16 protein-coding genes are annotated in these 15,245 nt (G+C 66.3%); 10 read left to right on the top strand and 6 right to left on the bottom strand.

Annotated elements, in window-relative coordinates; genetic code table 11:
* Positions 1-138 precede the first annotated feature (138 nt).
* Positions 139-1,398 carry a helix-turn-helix domain-containing protein gene (locus H0193_RS10790; RefSeq protein WP_181889914.1) on the top strand — a complete coding sequence of 420 codons (1,260 nt, stop codon included), beginning with the start codon at positions 139-141 and terminating at the stop codon, positions 1,396-1,398.
* Here H0193_RS10790 and H0193_RS10785 read toward each other — a convergent pair.
* The 4 genes from H0193_RS10785 to upp form a co-directional block, all read right to left on the bottom strand.
* The gene (locus H0193_RS10785; protein ID WP_392398609.1) at positions 1,395-2,801 is read right to left on the bottom strand and encodes an NAD(P)H-quinone dehydrogenase; all 1,407 of its coding nucleotides are present in this window, start codon (positions 2,799-2,801) and stop codon (positions 1,395-1,397) included. The genes H0193_RS10790 and H0193_RS10785 overlap by 4 nt on opposite strands.
* Before the next feature lie 65 nt (positions 2,802-2,866).
* Positions 2,867-4,048, bottom strand: coding sequence for an amidohydrolase (locus H0193_RS10780; protein WP_338026654.1), 1,182 nt, complete (start codon positions 4,046-4,048; stop codon positions 2,867-2,869).
* 199 nt (positions 4,049-4,247) lie between these two features.
* On the bottom strand, positions 4,248-4,658 hold the full coding sequence (locus H0193_RS10775) for a helix-turn-helix domain-containing protein (RefSeq protein ID WP_181889911.1): 411 nt from the start codon (positions 4,656-4,658) through the stop codon (positions 4,248-4,250).
* Positions 4,659-4,764: 106 nt separating this feature from the next.
* Positions 4,765-5,400 (bottom strand): uracil phosphoribosyltransferase, encoded by a 636-nt coding sequence (gene upp / locus H0193_RS10770; RefSeq protein WP_181889910.1) that lies wholly within the window; start codon positions 5,398-5,400, stop codon positions 4,765-4,767.
* Between the two features lie 86 nt (positions 5,401-5,486).
* Between upp and H0193_RS10765 the strand changes: the two genes are divergently transcribed.
* From H0193_RS10765 to H0193_RS10745, 5 genes are all read left to right on the top strand, one after another.
* Positions 5,487-5,768 carry a hypothetical protein gene (locus H0193_RS10765; RefSeq protein ID WP_181889909.1) on the top strand — a complete coding sequence of 94 codons (282 nt, stop codon included), beginning with the start codon at positions 5,487-5,489 and terminating at the stop codon, positions 5,766-5,768.
* Positions 5,765-6,808, top strand: coding sequence for a C40 family peptidase (locus tag H0193_RS10760; RefSeq protein ID WP_236883594.1), 1,044 nt, complete (start codon positions 5,765-5,767; stop codon positions 6,806-6,808). Before H0193_RS10765 ends, H0193_RS10760 begins: the two co-directional genes overlap by 4 nt.
* Before the next feature lie 10 nt (positions 6,809-6,818).
* The gene (locus tag H0193_RS10755) at positions 6,819-8,057 is read left to right on the top strand and encodes a hypothetical protein (protein WP_181889908.1); all 1,239 of its coding nucleotides are present in this window, start codon (positions 6,819-6,821) and stop codon (positions 8,055-8,057) included.
* A gap of 69 nt (positions 8,058-8,126) precedes the next feature.
* Positions 8,127-9,257: a TRIC cation channel family protein gene (locus tag H0193_RS10750; protein WP_181889907.1), complete on the top strand. Its 1,131-nt coding sequence runs from the start codon at positions 8,127-8,129 to the stop codon at positions 9,255-9,257.
* Entirely contained in the window at positions 9,258-10,511 is a 1,254-nt protein-coding gene (locus tag H0193_RS10745; protein ID WP_181889906.1) for a D-alanyl-D-alanine carboxypeptidase family protein, read from the top strand. It abuts the gene before it with no gap.
* Here H0193_RS10745 and H0193_RS10740 read toward each other — a convergent pair.
* Complete coding sequence (locus tag H0193_RS10740) at positions 10,471-11,565, bottom strand: YhjD/YihY/BrkB family envelope integrity protein (RefSeq protein WP_181889905.1); 1,095 nt, start codon at positions 11,563-11,565, stop codon at positions 10,471-10,473. The two genes, H0193_RS10745 and H0193_RS10740, sit on opposite strands and share 41 nt — an antisense overlap.
* A 77-nt stretch (positions 11,566-11,642) precedes the next feature.
* Positions 11,643-12,653, bottom strand: a complete 1,011-nt coding sequence (gene trpS / locus H0193_RS10735; protein WP_181889904.1) for a tryptophan--tRNA ligase — start codon at positions 12,651-12,653, stop codon at positions 11,643-11,645.
* An 83-nt stretch (positions 12,654-12,736) separates the two neighbouring features.
* On the opposite strand from trpS, the gene H0193_RS10730 reads away from it, so the two are divergent.
* From H0193_RS10730 to istA, 4 genes are all read left to right on the top strand, one after another.
* Positions 12,737-13,150, top strand: coding sequence for a hypothetical protein (locus H0193_RS10730; RefSeq protein WP_143339012.1), 414 nt, complete (start codon positions 12,737-12,739; stop codon positions 13,148-13,150).
* Complete coding sequence (locus H0193_RS10725) at positions 13,147-13,308, top strand: RNA helicase (RefSeq protein WP_101494221.1); 162 nt, start codon at positions 13,147-13,149, stop codon at positions 13,306-13,308. Before H0193_RS10730 ends, H0193_RS10725 begins: the two co-directional genes overlap by 4 nt.
* 2 nt (positions 13,309-13,310) lie before the next feature.
* Entirely contained in the window at positions 13,311-13,994 is a 684-nt protein-coding gene (locus tag H0193_RS10720) for a type 1 glutamine amidotransferase (RefSeq protein ID WP_181889903.1), read from the top strand.
* Between the two features lie 241 nt (positions 13,995-14,235).
* The gene (gene istA / locus H0193_RS10715; protein ID WP_236883593.1) at positions 14,236-15,228 is read left to right on the top strand and encodes an IS21 family transposase; all 993 of its coding nucleotides are present in this window, start codon (positions 14,236-14,238) and stop codon (positions 15,226-15,228) included.
* Positions 15,229-15,245 lie beyond the last annotated feature (17 nt).

Raw genomic sequence — 15,245 nt, 5'->3', positions numbered from 1 at the left:
TGGTGTGCCTCATACTAAGACCGAAAATGTGTCGCGGGTCATAGTCTTTTGTGTGTATTCTTGCGTCCAAAAGCGAGCAATATTGCAAAGTGTTGTAAGTCAGCAGCACAACGGCGCAATTGGAGAGGAAAGGCGGCTATGGCGAAGCTCTACGCGGGGGGACAAATACACACGCTGCGCACCACTCGCGGCCTCACGCAAGCCGAGATGGCCAAGGCGCTCGAGCTCTCCCCCAGCTATCTCAACCAGCTGGAAAACAACCAGCGCCCCCTGACCGCCAGCGTGCTCGTGCAGCTGACCGCCGCCTTCGGGGTGGACGCGGCGTACTTCTCCGGCGCGGCCGAGCGCGCCGCCGCCGCGGACTTGGCGGAGCTCATCCCCGACACCCCCGAACACGAGCTCGCCGCCTTCGCCCGCGCCTACCCGGCCATCGCGGACAAGGTGCGCGGCATCCCTGCTCGGCTGGAGGGCAGCTCCCCCAACCCGTACGAGGCCACGCGCAACTTCTTCCAGGACCACGGCAATTACTTCCACACACTGGACACAGCCGCGGAGTCGCTGGCGGAGCACCTCGGCGGCCGCCAGATGCGCTTAACGCGCCTGGCCGCGGCGCTGGATAGGGACTTCGGCTACCCGGTGCGCTTCAACCAGGACGTTCGGGGGCGAAGTGCCGTCGATAGGCAGCCCCGCGAAATCCGCCTGCGGGCTGGACTGACCGAAGCGCAACAGTGCTTCGAGCTCGCCTACCACTACGGCACGCTCGCGCACGACCGGGAGATCCAAGAGCTCACATCGCCTATCGACGACCCTCCGGCCCGCACCGTCACCACCCACGGCCTGGCGCAGTACTACGCCGCCGCTGTGACCATGCCCTACGCGGAGGTACTCTCCGCGGCGAGGGAGACGCGCTACGACATCGACGTGGTCTCCGCCCGCTTCGGCACCGGCTTCGAATCCACCTGCCAGCGCTTGGGCACCCTGCAGCGGCCCGGCGCGAAGGCGGTGCCGTTCGTGTTCATCCGCACCGACCGCGCCGGCAACGTGTCCAAGCGCCAGGTCACGGCGGGGTTCCACTTCCCGCGCTCGGGCGCGACGTGCCCGCTGTGGGTGGTGCACCGCGCCTTTGAAACGCCGAACCGGGTGACCAGGCAGGTCTCCACCACCCCGGACGGTCGCACGCAGCTGTGGGTGGCGCGGATGGTGCAGGGTCCGGCGGTCGGGTTCGGCCTGCCCAGGCGCGAACACGCGGTGGCGCTGGGCTGCGACGCGGTGCACGCCCACGAGCTGGTCTACGCCGACGGCCTGGACGTGGACCCGGCGTCCGCCACCCCGATCGGGCCCGGGTGTGCCACCTGCCCGCGGACGGAGTGTCCGCAGCGGGCGTTCCCGGAGTACTAGTCCAGATCGGTCTTGGTGACCAGGCGGCGCGCGGCCTCGGTGATGGAGCCGGACAGCGACGGGTAGACCGCCATGGAGCCGGCGAGCTGGCGCACGGTGAGGTTGTTGGCCACGGCGATGGTCAGCGACAGGATCAGCTCGGAGGCGGTCGGCGCGACGATCACGCCGCCGAGCACCTGGCCGGAGCCCTTGCGGGCGAAGATCTTGACAAAGCCGTACTGCAGCGAGCGCATCTTCGCGCGCGGGTTGGTCGCCAGCGGCAGCTTGTAGATGTCGGCGTCGACCTCGCCGTCGCGGATCTGCTGCTCCGTCACGCCCACCGCGGCGATCTCGGGGCGGGTAAACACGGCGTTACCCACGGTCTTCAGGCGGATCGGAGTGACACCTTCGCCGAGCGCGTGGTCCACGGCGATGCGGCCCTGCTGCGCGGCCACGGACGCCAGCGGCATCAGGTCCGTGCAGTCGCCGGCGGCGTAGATGCCGGCAACGTTGGTGCGGGAGACGCGGTCGACGTGGATGTGGCCGGACGGGGTGACTTCCACGCCAGCGGCCTCCAGGTTGAGCTCGGCGGTGTTCGGGATAGAGCCGATGGACATCATCACGTGCGAGCCCTCGATGGCGCGGCCGTCGGTGGTGTGCACGACCACGCCGTCGCCGGTGTTTTCCACGCGCTCCACGCGGGCGTCCTTTTCCAGCTGCACGCCGCGGTCCGCCAGCACGTCCTCGAGCACATCGGCGGCGTCGGCGTCGTCGTGAGGCAGAATGCGGTCGCGCGAGGCCACCATGGTCACCTTCACGCCGAGCTCGGCGAACGCGGAGACGAACTCCGCGCCGGTGACGCCGGAGCCGACCACGATCAGGTGGGTGGGCAGGTCCTTCAGGTCGTACATCTGGCGCCAGTTGAGGATGCGCTCGCCGTCCGGCTCCGCGCCCTTGAGCACGCGCGGGCTCGCGCCGACGCACACGAGCACCATGTTGCAGGTGATGGTCTCCGTCGACCCGTCCGCGGCCTCGACCTCGATGTTGTGGGTGGTGTGGCCCTTCTGCTCGTCCGCAAAGCGGGCACGGCCCTCGATGAAGCGCACGCCGCCCTGCTCAAGCTGCGCGCGAATGTCGTCCGACTGCTTGCCGGCGAGCGACTTCACGCGCTCATTGAGCGCCAGCAGCGACAGCTTCGAATCCCCTAGCGCGTGGCTCAGTCCCATGTCGTCCGCGCGGCGCAGGTCGTTCTTAATGTTCGCGCCCGCAATGAAGCTTTTCGACGGCACAACGTCCTTCCGGATCGCTGAGCCGCCCGCGCCGCTGTCCTCGACGATGGTGATGTCCGCACCGTACTTGGACGCCATCAGCGCAGCCTCGTAGCCGCCCGGGCCTCCACCGATGATGACGATCTTCTTGGACAAAACAGCACTCCTCATGGGTCGGGTGACAGGGAACCAAACTGGGAGACAGTCTACCCAGAGAACTTCTATTCTTCGCCCGGGCGGAAGTACTCCTCCACGATGGAGCCGAACAGGCGAACGCCGACGCCGAGCGCGCGCTCGTCCACGTTCAAATTGCCCTGGTGCAGATCCTGGTAATCACCTTCCCCACTCCAGGCGCCAAGGCGCATCATTGCACCAGGCACGTGCTCGAGGTACCAGGAGAAGTCTTCCCCGCCGCTGGATTGCGGGGCGGACACCACCGACTGCGGGTCCACCGCGCGCGCTGCCTCGACGGCCAGCGCTGTCGCGGCATCGTCGTTAAGCACAGGCGGCACCCCGCGGATGTAGTCCAGGTGGTAGGTGCAGCCCGTCGGCGCGACAACCAGATCGATGAGGTCTGTGAGCAGGTCCTCGATCTCGCGCCAGGTGGTGATGTCCGCGGTGCGCAACGTGCCCTCGATGAGGCCCCGCTTCGGAATCGCGTTGGCGGCGTCGCCCGCCTCCGCATGCCCGAACACCAGCACCGTTCCCGTGCGCGGATCCACCCGGCGCGACAACAGCCCCGGCAGTTGGGTAATCAGCGCACCCATGGCGTAGACCACGTCCGCAGTCAGTTGCGGGCGCGAGGTGTGCCCGCCGGGGCCGTGAACCTCGATGCGGATTACGTCGGACGCCGAGGTGATCGCACCGGTGCGCACACCGATCTCGCCGACCTTAATGTGCGGCTCAGCGTGCACAGCGTAAATCGCGGCAACACCCTCGAGCCCGCCCCACTTGATCACGTCCAGGGCGCCGCCGCCCATGACCTCCTCCGCGGGCTGGAAGATGATGCGCACCGGATGCTCCAACTCCACCGTGGACAGCGCGCAGGCGAGCGCCAAGGCGACGCTGGTGTGGATATCGTGGCCGCAGGAGTGGGACACGCCCGGGTTGGCCGATGCGAAACTCAAGCCCGTCTGCTCCGGAACCCGCAGCGCGTCGATGTCCGCCCGGAACGCCAGGCGCTTGCCCTCTGCTGGACCGAGGTCCACGTACAGGCCAGTGCCCGGGAAGCGCACCGGGTGCAGGCCGTAGCTCTCCAGCGTCTCCGCCAGAAAATCGGTGGTGGAGACCTCCTCGTTGGACAGCTCCGGGTGGGAGTGGATGTGGCGGCGCCAGCCGATCACGCGTTCCTGGTTTTCGCTGAACCAGCGATCCACCGCAGCGGCGATACCGGCGTTATCCACGTGCGCTCCCCTTTTTTTGTCATCTTCGGTTATCGGGTTTTGCTGACAAGAGTGTACGCGCACCTGCCGCAAAGTAGACAAAGCGGTGCGGAAGGTGTTGTTACGGTGGCTCACATGAGACCGACTACTCCCAGGAGACCCGCACGGAGATGGCCGACGAAGGCGTAAACGAAGCGGACGTCGAAGCCGCCACGGGCCGCTAGAACGCCGGCGTACCCTGCGGCGCGCCGCGGCGCAGGTACGTGTCGTGGAACCGGGCGGTGTCCTGCGCGCTGCGCGGCCACTGGAACCGGATCGGCGCCGGGGCATCCATCCCAGGCGCCTCAGACATCAGGAAACAGCCCTCGACGTTTTCCGCCGCGCCGGGCAGCAGCGCCGCCGGCGGCACCTGCAGCGCGGAGGCGAGCCGGTAGCACGTGCTCAAGGTGGGGTCGGCCACCTTGGAGTTGTAGTCGTTGCGCTCCAGATTCGAGATCAGCGAGCGCGACACGCCCGCCAGCTCCGCCAGGCGCGTTTGGCTCAGCCCCCGCATGAGCCGGATGGCGCGCACGCGCTCCCCCAGCCCGAGTGCGTAGCTCGCCCAGTGCGATTGCGGCAGTACTTCCCCCATGGTCTTTCCCCCGTTTACGTCGGCGCTCCCCAAAGCGGTCAACCAGTTACGCCACGCAATGTAGCGCGGGATTGACGGCGGCGCTACCGGAGGAACGTCGACAAGCTTAAAGCTCGATGTTGCGCGGGCCGTAGAGACGATCGCCCGCGTCGCCCAGACCAGGGACGATGTAGGCGTCCTCGTTGAGCGACGGGTCGATGGTGGCGGTGACCAGGCGCACCGGTCCGCCGTGGGCCTCCAGCCTGTCTACGCCCGGCTGCGCAGAAACCATGCAAATGCACGTGATGTCGTCCGCGCCGCGCTCAACCAGCAGGTCAATGGCGTGCAGCAACGAGCCGCCGGTGGCCAGCATCGGATCCACCAGGAACACGGGCTGGCCCGACAGGTCCTGCGGCAGGGCCTCCAGGTAGGGCACCGGCTCGTGGGTAGTTTCGTCGCGCGCAAGCCCGATGAAGCCCACCTGCGCGTCCGGGATCATCGACAGCGCCGGGTCGACCATGCCCAGGCCCGCGCGGATGATCGGCACGATGATCGGCGGGGTGGCAAGACGCGCGCCGCGGGCGGTGGCGACGGGGGTTTCGGTGTCGAACTCCTCCACCTCGAGGCCGCGCGCCGCTTCGTAGATGAGCATCGCGCCCAGGTCCGCCAGCGCCGCACGGAACGCCGCGTTGTTGGAGCGCTTGTCGCGCATGATGGTCAGGCGGGACGCGGCAAGGGGGTGGTTGACAACCGTGATATCCATGCGGCTCATGCTAGTTCACTCCGCGGGGCGCGGAGATTTTTTGCGCCCCGAGGGAACCGGGGCGGTGTTTTTCGCGTCCAATGGCCATGACTGTTTTCCACATTGATTCCGCTGCCGTATCCGCCATGACCGAGTCGCTGCGCGACGACGCAGCACGTTTGCAATTGCTTCACGACGTTTCTGTGCCCGCCACCTGGCCCCTCGGCGAATTCAGTGCCGCGGTGAGCGAGTCCATCGCCAAAGCCAACACTGATGCAGAGGCACTGCGCGCCGAGGCCCACCGCATCGCCGAGGCGATGGACCTGGCGGTCGACGCCGCCGCGGCCGTTGACGCCTGCACCTGCCAGAAGCTGGGGGCCACGCTATGAGCTCTCTGAAACTCGATTTCGCTGGCCCCTTAACCAGTGCTGGCCTGGATGTGCACGGCACAGCCAGCATGCTGGCGAAACTGCTGCCCTTCGACATGCCGACGCTGCCGGGGTTTCGTATGCCGGATTTCACGGACTTCGACCCGCTGGCTGCGGTGGCGAACGCCTCCGGCGCTTCCCGGACGGGTGCTGCGGCGGACCTGGCGGACTACCGCGCAACGATCAGCGACGGCGTCGTGCGCGGAGGCGTGCTGATCGGCACCGCGGCCTTTGAGTTAGCCACCATCGGCGCGGAGCTCATCCGCAAAGCCGCTGCGACGCCCGCCATTGCGATCTCACCGGCGAGCCTGCTCGGCGCCGCCGCGTACGTGGCCGGGCTCATCGCCGACGCCATCAGGGACGCACTGCGGGTGCTCAACGCATTGGAGAAGGACCTCCGGCAAGTTGCGGAAACGCTCTCCTCCGCGACCGCTGCGGCTCAAAACCGAATCATGCCCGGCCCCGGCCCTGTAACCGAGAAGGCGCGAGGGGAACTGCAGCGTCTGGCCTCCCTGGTTGCGCCTCCGGCCAAGGCGGCTGCACAGCCCGCGCCGCCGGAGGTGAAGCCAGCCTCCGCCGTCGCCCCGCCACCACCGCCGGAACCTGCCGCAGCGGCCGCCCCGCCGCCGGAACCTGCTCCGGCGCAAGAGTCGGGATCCGCTGTCGGCGCAGCCGCCGTCGAAGCCGCGAAAAGCCAGATCGGCACACCGTACGTGTGGGGCGGGGCCGCACCCGGCGGGTTCGACTGCTCCGGCCTAACCTCCTGGGCGTACAAGCAGGCGGGGCTGGACATCCCGCGCGTCGCCGCGGACCAAACCGTGGGCCGGCAGGTCTCGTACGAGGAGCTGCAGCCGGGGGATCTGGTGCTGTGGTCCGGCCACGCCGCCATGTACGCGGGAGACGGGATGATGATCGAGGCGGGCAGCCCCGTGCAGCTGAACCCGGTGCGCACAGAAAATCTGGGCATGACCTTCCGCGGATTCTGGAGGCCGACCGGCTAAAGTTTCCCGCATGACTACGCGCGCGATTCTCCCCGTCAAGATCTCCCTCACCGAGGGCGACTTTTACACCCTGTGGGCACCGACCTGGAAAGAAAAGGGCAGCGAGTGGCAGGCCTTCCTCGGCGACGACCAAGCCGTGCTGGCCTTCCACTCCCCCGAGGAGCTCCTGGCCTACCTGGAAACGACCAACGCCCACGACCTGGCGGACCACCCAAAGTGGCAGGAGTTCCAGGCCCAGGGCGACGACCGCGTGGTGCCCAACGACAAGCAGTACTTCGACATCATCGGCGCACCCGAGTTCCTGGCCGGCCGCCCGAGCCACGAAAACGTCTCGCGCCTGTCGCGCGTGTTCCAGATCTCCCGCTCCCTGGCGGACGTCGCCTCCGCGGAGCAGGCGCAGATTTTCTTCGCCTCCCACTCCATCCTGGGCAACGTCAGCCGCGGCTCCGACCACTACGCAGGCGAAAACGGCCTGTCCGAGTGGTCCGGCGTCGGCCGTGTTGTGCTGGCGAACTGGGAGAATGTGGTCAAGTCGTTGGATGAGTCTGTCCGTGTCGTCGATACGCAGGAGCTCGATGCCCAGCGCGTCGCAGCCGCCGGCACCGCTATTGCCGCCGCCACCGAAGCCCGCGCCGCTGCCGCCGAGCAGGCGCGCGCGGACGAGGAGGCCCGCGCTGCCGCGGAAGACCCGTACGACTCCTCCGCGTGGGGCCGCGCCGGCATCGACCCGGTGAAGATCTCCATCCAGGGCCAGAGCGTGTACACGCTGCGCACCTACCTGCGCGGCGCCCCGGTGTTCTTGGGCAAGTACGGCGAGATCATCACCTTCCCGTCCACCAAGCACCTGGGCCGCTGGATCCTGGAAAACGACGACCACGACCTGGCTGGCGTGTCCACCTGGCAGGACCTCATCGACACCGCCAACGCCGGCGAGCTGAAGGTGGAGGTCCACCCGGACAACTCCTACTCCTTCAACGGCATCGCAGCCGACATCAACAAGGGCACCGACGCGGTGGACACCGCACAGATGTCCAAGGCTTACGAGCTGCTCGCGGATGCCGCGGACTGGGCGCAGGACGACTCGCTGAACTCCCTGCTTTTGGCCAACCCGCGCATGCAGGACTACCTGGCGTACATGCTCGGCTCCACCCGCGCCGCGGGCTACGTGCCGTCCGCGCCGTTCACCGACAAGGCGGAGGCGTGGACCGAAATGGAAAACCAGCTGATCAAGCGTTTCTCCAAGTTCTAAACCGCTTCGCCGTTGCCCCTGGGCATCCCGACATGCCGGCGAAACGTGCCACCTTTACAATTTCCAGCTATGGCAGTGGACCAGGTCGACCCCCTCATCAGCTCCATCTATCACTGGATGGACGTCTCCGGCGTGCTACTGATGGGCATCATCGGCGGCACCCTGGCCCGCCAGCTCGGCTACGACATCGTGGGCTTCTTTTTCATCGCCATGCTCTCCGCCCTCGGCGGCGGCATGTTGCGCGACGTGCTGATCAACCAGGGCACCGTCGCTGCGATGAGCCAGCCGGAGTACCTCATCCTGGCGTTCACCGGCGCGCTGATCGCCCGGTTCACCTACTTCAAGGGCAAAGCGTGGGAGCTTTTGCAGTCCCACGGCGACGCGCTGGTGTCCTCCCTGTGGGCGGCCACCGGCGCCTCCAAGGCCATCCAGTACGGCCTGCCGGTTTTGCCCACGATCATGATGGGCGTGTTCACCGCCACCGGCGGCGGCATGATCCGCGACGTAGTCACGGGCCGCGAACCCAGCGTGTTCGGCGGCAACCAACCCACCGTCATCCCAGCGGTGGCGTGCGCAGTGATCATGTTGGTGAGCAACGCCACCGGCTTCCTCGCGCTCGGCATGGTCATCGGCCCCGTGGTCAGCTTCGCGTTGTTCCTCGCCGGCTACTGGGGCAACTGGCGCGTTTCCACCGACTCCGAGTTCGCGCCCGTGAACGCCACGGTGAACATGACGGCCACGCAAGTCGCGCACCTGGCCAAGAAGGCGGAGAACAAGTCGCGCGCGGTGGCCCGCGAGCTTGAGCCCACCCGTGTGCGCTCTTGGCGCCACCGGCAGATGGAGAAGGCGCTGCAGCGGCGCATCGAGGCGGAGATCCGCAAGGGCAAGCGCCCGGCGGAGGCGGTCAGCGACGCGGACGATTTCCTCACCGAGTTCACTACCCAGTTCCCCGCCATCGACGCTGAGGTGCTGGCGGAGGCCGTGGGCGCCAACGAAGCTGCAGAGGACGAGAGCCTCTTCGACAGCATCGGCGTGGATTTGGCCGGCGATTCCTACGAGGACGAGGCCGCGGAGGAGCCGGACCCGGCCGAGACGGAGGCGATGCACGCCGACATGCTGGATATCATTCTCTCAGACGAGGCCCTCACCGACGAGCTCATCGAGCGGCTCGCGGCCCGCTACGACCAGAAGGATTCCTAGATGAAGCGTGCGCTCGCAGCTGCCACAGCATTGAGCTTTTGCTTTGCGACGGCAGCTCACGCCCAAGACGCCGAAACCCCGACCGAAGCCACCTCCTCGGCCGGCCCGACCGTCGGCTACTACGACGAGGGCGGCAACTGGGTCCCGCCCAGCCGCGGCCGCGCCCCCGACACCGACAACTGCCCGCAGGCCACGTGGCCGCCGGAGCCGGTGTCCACCTCCGAGCGCGCCGCGTCCTCCCCTTCCCCGCTGCCCGTGCTTTTCGACGGCCCCTGCGGCATAACCGCAGCCGACGGCTACCAGGTCCCCGACGGCGTGGTCGCCTCCTCCTGGCTGGTGGCCGACCTAGATTCCGGCGACGTGGTGGCGATGAAGGACCCGCACGGGCGCTACCGGCCCGCCTCCATCATCAAGGTGCTGCTCGCGCTGACCGTGATCGACGAGCTGCCGCTGGACCAGAAGGTCCCGGTCTCCGCGGAATCCGCTGGCCAGGAAGGCTCCGCCGCCGGCATCGGCGAGGGCGGCGACTACACCGTCGAAGACCTGCTCACCGGCCTGCTGCTGTCCTCGGGCAACGACTGCGCACACGCGCTCGCCCAGGCCCTCGGCGGCGACGAGCTGGCGCTGGGCAAGGTCAATGCGCTGGCCAAGAAGCTCGGCATGTCGGACACCCGCGCGACGTCGTATTCCGGCCTAGACGGCGCTGGCATGTCCACCTCCGCCTGGGACATGGGCCTGGCCTACACCGCGGCGTTCGCCGACCCCACCTTCACCCGCATCGTGGACACGGAGCACACCACCTTCCCCGGCTTCGACGACCTGCCGGCGTTCGAGCTGTGGAACGACAACCAGCTCTACCTCAACGACCCGGACGGCATCGGAGGCAAGACCGGCTACACCGACGACGCGAACCACACGTTCGTCGGCGCCGTGAACCACGAAGGCCGCCGCCTCGTGGCGGTTGTGCTGGACACCACGGCCTACGACCACCGCCCCTGGGAGCAGGCACAGATGCTTTTGCACGAGGCGTATGGGGTGCGAAGCTCCGTCGCAAAGCTTGAGCCCCTCGCTGCGGAGACCCCAGAAACGACAACGGCCGCCCCCACCCCCGCGCCTGCGCCTGAGCAAGCTGGGGAGGAGACGACCTGGAACCGCTGGTGGTCCTATGTGATTGTGGTGGCCGTACTCGCGCTCGCCGCGCTGGCCACCGCGTTTAGTCTCGGGACAGGAGAGAAACCACGCCGACGCCGATAGCGCCCAGCGCCGCGCCAACCCCCAGCGCCTTGCCGGACGGCTTGGACTCCTCCCTGCCGCGGACCGCGCCCGCGCGGACGTTGATCACGGCCGGCTCCGGCACCTCAGCCGGGGCCAACGCGAGGGACTCCTCGGTGGTGGCGGTCCACGCCGCGACGTAGAGCACCACGCGCCAGACCAAGTACAGCATGACCATCAGCGTGATGATCGGGCCGAAGATCGCACCCGCCGGGCTACCGGTGGCCGAAGAAATGACCAGGCCGGCGAACTGCTGCAGGATGGCGAAGATGACCGCGCCGAGCAGCGCGCCCTTCAAACCGGACTTCGCCGGCACCTTCGTGCGAGGCATGTACATGTTCACCCACAGCATGACCAGGAAGCTGGCCAGCACGCTGACCAGGAAGCCGACGAGCCACACCACCGCGCGGGAACCCGGGAAGTCGCCGATGCCCAGGCGGTCCATGGCGGTGCTGGTCCAGCTGGACAGGCCCACCGCGGTCACCGACGTGGCGACCAGGAACAGCACGATCAGCACGATCAAGCCGACCAGGTCCGCGAGCTTCTTGGTCACGAAGTTGCCGCCCTCATTCGCGTCCACCTTCCACATCGCGGACACGCCGACGCGCAGGTTGTTCATCCAGCCCAGGCCGGACCACAGGGTGGTGAGCAAACCGATGCCGGCCACGGCGCCGCGCTGGTCGATGGCGGTCTCGACCAGCTCGTTGACCATGTCGCCCAAGTCCCCGTCCAGGGAATTGGTGATTTGGTTTTGGATGTCGTCCATCAGATCCGGGCGGGCGTTGAGGAAGAAGCCGAGTCCTGCGAAGACCAGCATCAGCAGCGGGAACAGCGCCAGCACCGAGAAGTAGGTGATGCCGGCGGCCATCTGGTTTCCGCCTTGCGAGCCGAAACGCTCATTCATGCGCAGCACGTGGCCGGCGGCGGGAGACTTCTTCTCCACCTTCGCCTCAAAGCCGCCCTGCTGCTGCTTCGAGGCGCGCTCAATGCCGTGTTCGTCGGTGTACGCCTTGCGCGGCGCGGTCGAGGTAGCCATCGACGTCCCTTCAACTATGTGTCATTTACCAAACACATCGTAGAGGAGGCTGTGCGACGGTGACGCGAGGTGCGGGCCTAACGCTTCGGGGCGAGGAAGCCGACCTTGTCGTACACGTCCGCCAGCAGCGGGGCCGCGACCTCGCGGGCTCGCTCGGCGCCGCGGGCCAAGATGGATTCGAGTTCTGCGCGGTCGGACATGAGTTCGTCGAAACGTGCGCGCAGTGGCGTCGTAAAGCTTTCGAGTGCTTCTGCGGTGTCGACCTTGAGCGCACCGTAGCCCTGACCCTCGTAGCCTGCGACGATGTCGTCGATCGGCTTGCCGGTCAGCGCGGACTGGATGACCAGCAGGTTGGACACGCCCGGCTTGTTCTCCTTGTCGAAAGCGATCACGCCGTCGTTGTCGGTGACGGCGGAGCGGATGCGCTTTGCGGAGGTCTTCGGCTCGTCGAGCAGGTTGACAATGCCCTTCGGGTTCGCGCCCGACTTGGACATCTTGGAGGTGGGGTCCTGCAGGTCGTAGATCTTCGCCGCGCCCTCGACGATCATGCCCTCCGGCACGGTGAAGGTCTTGCCGTAGCGGGAATTGAAGCGCTCCGCCAGCGTGCGGGTCAGCTCCAGGTGCTGGCGCTGGTCCTCGCCCACCGGCACGAGCTGCGGGGAGTACAGGAGGATGTCCGCGGCCATGAGCACCGGGTAGGTGAACAGGCCCACGGAGGTGCGGTCCTGGCCCTGCTTGGCGGACTTGTCCTTGAACTGCGTCATGCGGCTGGCCTCGCCGAAGCCGGTCAGGCACTGCAGCACCCAGGTCAGCTCGGCGTGCTCGGGCACGTGCGACTGCACGAACAGGGTCGAGCGCTCCGGGTCGATGCCGAGTGCGATCAGCTGGGCGCAGCCGGCGAGGGTGCGGTGGCGCAGCTCCTCGGGGTCCTGGTCCACGGTGATGGCGTGCAGGTCCGGGATGAAGTAGAAGGCGTCGTAGCCGTCCTGCAAGTCGATCCACTGCTTCAGCGCACCGAGGTAATTACCCAGGTGGTAGGAGTCGGCGGTGGGCTGGATTCCGGAAAGCACGCGTTGCATGGGGTTCATAGTAGTGGGCCGGTGCGGGGAGGGAACCGGTGGCGGTGCGGGCGCGTCTAACTCTTTAATGCCGTCCACAGAAGGAGTACACGTTGGCTCTTACAAAATCAGACAGACCTTGGTTGCTTACAGCGCTCGCAGTTGCTGTTTCTCTCGGATTTGCTGTCAGTAATGCAACACGTTCGGCCGAAGAAGCCTGGATGGTGCTCGACTTCGCGTCTCGCATCATCGGGCCTCTTGGAGCTGCTTGCATTGCTTGGCTCGGGGTTTCGCAAACACTCGATAACTCGCAAAAGCTGGACCGTGTTAAGGAGTGGCACACGATGCTTCGCTGGGCGACTGACATGTGCAACGCCTCGAGCGAGCGTGAAGTTGAGGCGGGGATTGCTATTCTCGATTCCATCGACAGGCAGTCGGAAATCCCTGCCGACCAGCACGAGGTAATCGACGCGATCTTGACCGCCGTGTTCCGAAATCCCAACACGCCTTTTGAGGAGCAGCGATGACAGCCCGATCCAAAGCTAGAGAAATTCAGTCTCCGAAGCCGGAGTTTTCCCGGAGCCAGATCGCCGCGGCCAAGCTCATCGTGAAGCGCGATAAGGAAGGAAAAGGCAAGGTTCCCATTACGCCGGACATTCTCCGCGCAGCATCCTTCGACCTCTAGCCATGCGCATCACCGTTCTGCAGCCCGATTCGTTCGCGCCACTGCAACGCCTCGGCCCGTGGCTCGAGCGCGCCGGCGCCACCCTGCGCACCGTCGATCTCGGGGAGCCATTGCCTATCGACGCCTCCGGCGACCCCCTCATCCTCCTCGGTGGACGCGCAGATGCGCTGGACACGCACGCCTCGCCGTGGCTACCGGCGGTGCACGAGCTGCTGCACAGCGCCTTTGAATCGGGCACGCCCGTCCTCGGCATCTGTTTGGGCCATCAGATCATCGCCGACTGTTTCGGCGGCGAAGTTTCCGTCGGCCTGGCGGCGCAGGACGAAGAAGGCGCTACCCAGGTGACGTTGACCGACGCAGGTGTGGACGATCCCCTGCTCGGCCCCCTCGGCGCAACCTTGATGGTCGAGCAATCCCACCACGACGCGGTAGTCACGCTCCCTCCCCGCGCGACACTCCTGGCATCCAGCGAGCGCTGCCCGATCCAGGCCATGCGGCTGGAGTCGATCGTCTCGGTGCAGTTCCACCCGGAGTGCTCGCCGGAGGTTGCCGGCCAGTGGGCGGCGAACGGCGGCCACGACGGTGCCGCGGTCGAAGCGGAGCTGCTGCGCCACGACGACCATCTCACCCGCACCGGCGAAAGGCTGGCCGAGGGCTTCGTCGCCGCGGCCCGCGCCTGGCGCTGACGGAAATGGTCGCCGCTGCCCCGCCCCCCATTCCGGTCCTATTCCGGCCCAATTTTTCCCCCAATTCCGAGGGTGCTTACTCCAGGATGCTTATTTTGTTGCGACCGGCTAGTTGGTAGCGGTGTGGTGACTTTCGGGTAGCGGTTCAGTGGGTTTCCGGTAGCGGGGTTGGCGGTGGCGGGTGATGCTTTCGGGTGGTTGCACCACAGGGGTGTAGCCGGTTACCGGAAGGAGTCCGCTGATGACGGATTACCGGGCGGTGATGAAGCTGCTTGTGCAGCAGCGTTCGTACCGCCAGATTGAACAACAGCTGGGATGCTCCCACCGCGCGATTTCCCGGTCGAACCAGGTGCTTCGATCCCTCGGGATTCGCACTATCGACCAGGTGTTGGCGTTGACGGATGATGAGCTCGACGAGTTATTCGTAGATGGGCGCAGCACAGGCCAGGGCGAGTTCGTCCCTATCGATTTCGATGCGGTGGTCAAAGCCCGCACGGGGCGTAACAAGCAGACACTGCAAGTGCTGTGGGCTCGCTACACCACCACACCTGCTTTACCCGGCCAGCTCCATTACAGCTACGACCGGTTTCGCCAGTTGGTGGCGTCTCATGTCGATGCGGCCGGTTTGACCGCACGCATCACCCATACACCGGGGCACACCATGCAGGTGGATTGGGCAGGCACCAAGATGCGCCTGTTCGACCCTTATGGCGCACCGGGGGTGAAGGTCAGCGTGTTTGTCGCCTCAATGCCGTATTCAGGGATGATTTTTGCCCTCGCATGTCCGGATGAGCGCCAGCATTCCTGGCTTGATGCCCACCACCACGCGTTCGCCTACTTCGGGGGCGTGCCTGAGGTTGTGGTGCCGGATAATGCCTCGACTGCGTCGAACGCGATCAGCGCGGCGGATCGAAACCGCAAGGTCAACGACACCTACGAGCAGTTTTTGGAGCATTACAACACCGCAGCGCTGCCCACGAGGTCGAAACGGCCGAAAGACAAAGCCAATGTCGAAGCCGCAGTCAAGATCGTCACCCACAAGGTCATCCACGCACTCGATGGTCACCAGTGCGTCGACCTTGACGAACTCAACTCGCGAATTCAGCAGTTGGTTGACCAGATCAACCAGGCGGTGCCGTTTCGTCACCAGCAGTCAAGCCGCAAAGACATTTTCGATGCGCATGAAAGACACCTTTTGACGAGGGTGTCAGGAAGTTTGTGTGTGAGGCTCTGATCTAGAAGGAGTTTCAC

The sequence above is a fragment of the Corynebacterium haematomassiliense genome (assembly GCF_013978595.1).
GTDB lineage: Bacteria > Actinomycetota > Actinomycetes > Mycobacteriales > Mycobacteriaceae > Corynebacterium > Corynebacterium lehmanniae.
This window is presented reverse-complemented; position numbering and strand designations above follow the sequence as displayed.

Excerpts from the sequence above, each read along its gene's own strand:
- H0193_RS10725 (WP_101494221.1), top strand. The coding sequence starts at position 13,147 with ATGACAGCCCGATCCAAAGCTAGAGAAATTCAGTCTCCGAAGCCGGAG.
- H0193_RS10760 (WP_236883594.1), top strand. The coding sequence starts at position 5,765 with ATGAGCTCTCTGAAACTCGATTTCGCTGGCCCCTTAACCAGTGCTGGC.
- H0193_RS10740 (WP_181889905.1), bottom strand. The coding sequence starts at position 11,565 with ATGGCTACCTCGACCGCGCCGCGCAAGGCGTACACCGACGAACACGGC.
- H0193_RS10755 (WP_181889908.1), top strand. The coding sequence starts at position 6,819 with ATGACTACGCGCGCGATTCTCCCCGTCAAGATCTCCCTCACCGAGGGC.
- istA (WP_236883593.1), top strand. The coding sequence starts at position 14,236 with ATGACGGATTACCGGGCGGTGATGAAGCTGCTTGTGCAGCAGCGTTCG.
- upp (WP_181889910.1), bottom strand. The coding sequence starts at position 5,400 with ATGGATATCACGGTTGTCAACCACCCCCTTGCCGCGTCCCGCCTGACC.
- H0193_RS10745 (WP_181889906.1), top strand. The coding sequence starts at position 9,258 with ATGAAGCGTGCGCTCGCAGCTGCCACAGCATTGAGCTTTTGCTTTGCG.
- H0193_RS10720 (WP_181889903.1), top strand. The coding sequence starts at position 13,311 with ATGCGCATCACCGTTCTGCAGCCCGATTCGTTCGCGCCACTGCAACGC.
- trpS (WP_181889904.1), bottom strand. The coding sequence starts at position 12,653 with ATGAACCCCATGCAACGCGTGCTTTCCGGAATCCAGCCCACCGCCGAC.
- H0193_RS10750 (WP_181889907.1), top strand. The coding sequence starts at position 8,127 with ATGGCAGTGGACCAGGTCGACCCCCTCATCAGCTCCATCTATCACTGG.
- H0193_RS10790 (WP_181889914.1), top strand. The coding sequence starts at position 139 with ATGGCGAAGCTCTACGCGGGGGGACAAATACACACGCTGCGCACCACT.
- H0193_RS10765 (WP_181889909.1), top strand. The coding sequence starts at position 5,487 with ATGACTGTTTTCCACATTGATTCCGCTGCCGTATCCGCCATGACCGAG.
- H0193_RS10775 (WP_181889911.1), bottom strand. The coding sequence starts at position 4,658 with ATGGGGGAAGTACTGCCGCAATCGCACTGGGCGAGCTACGCACTCGGG.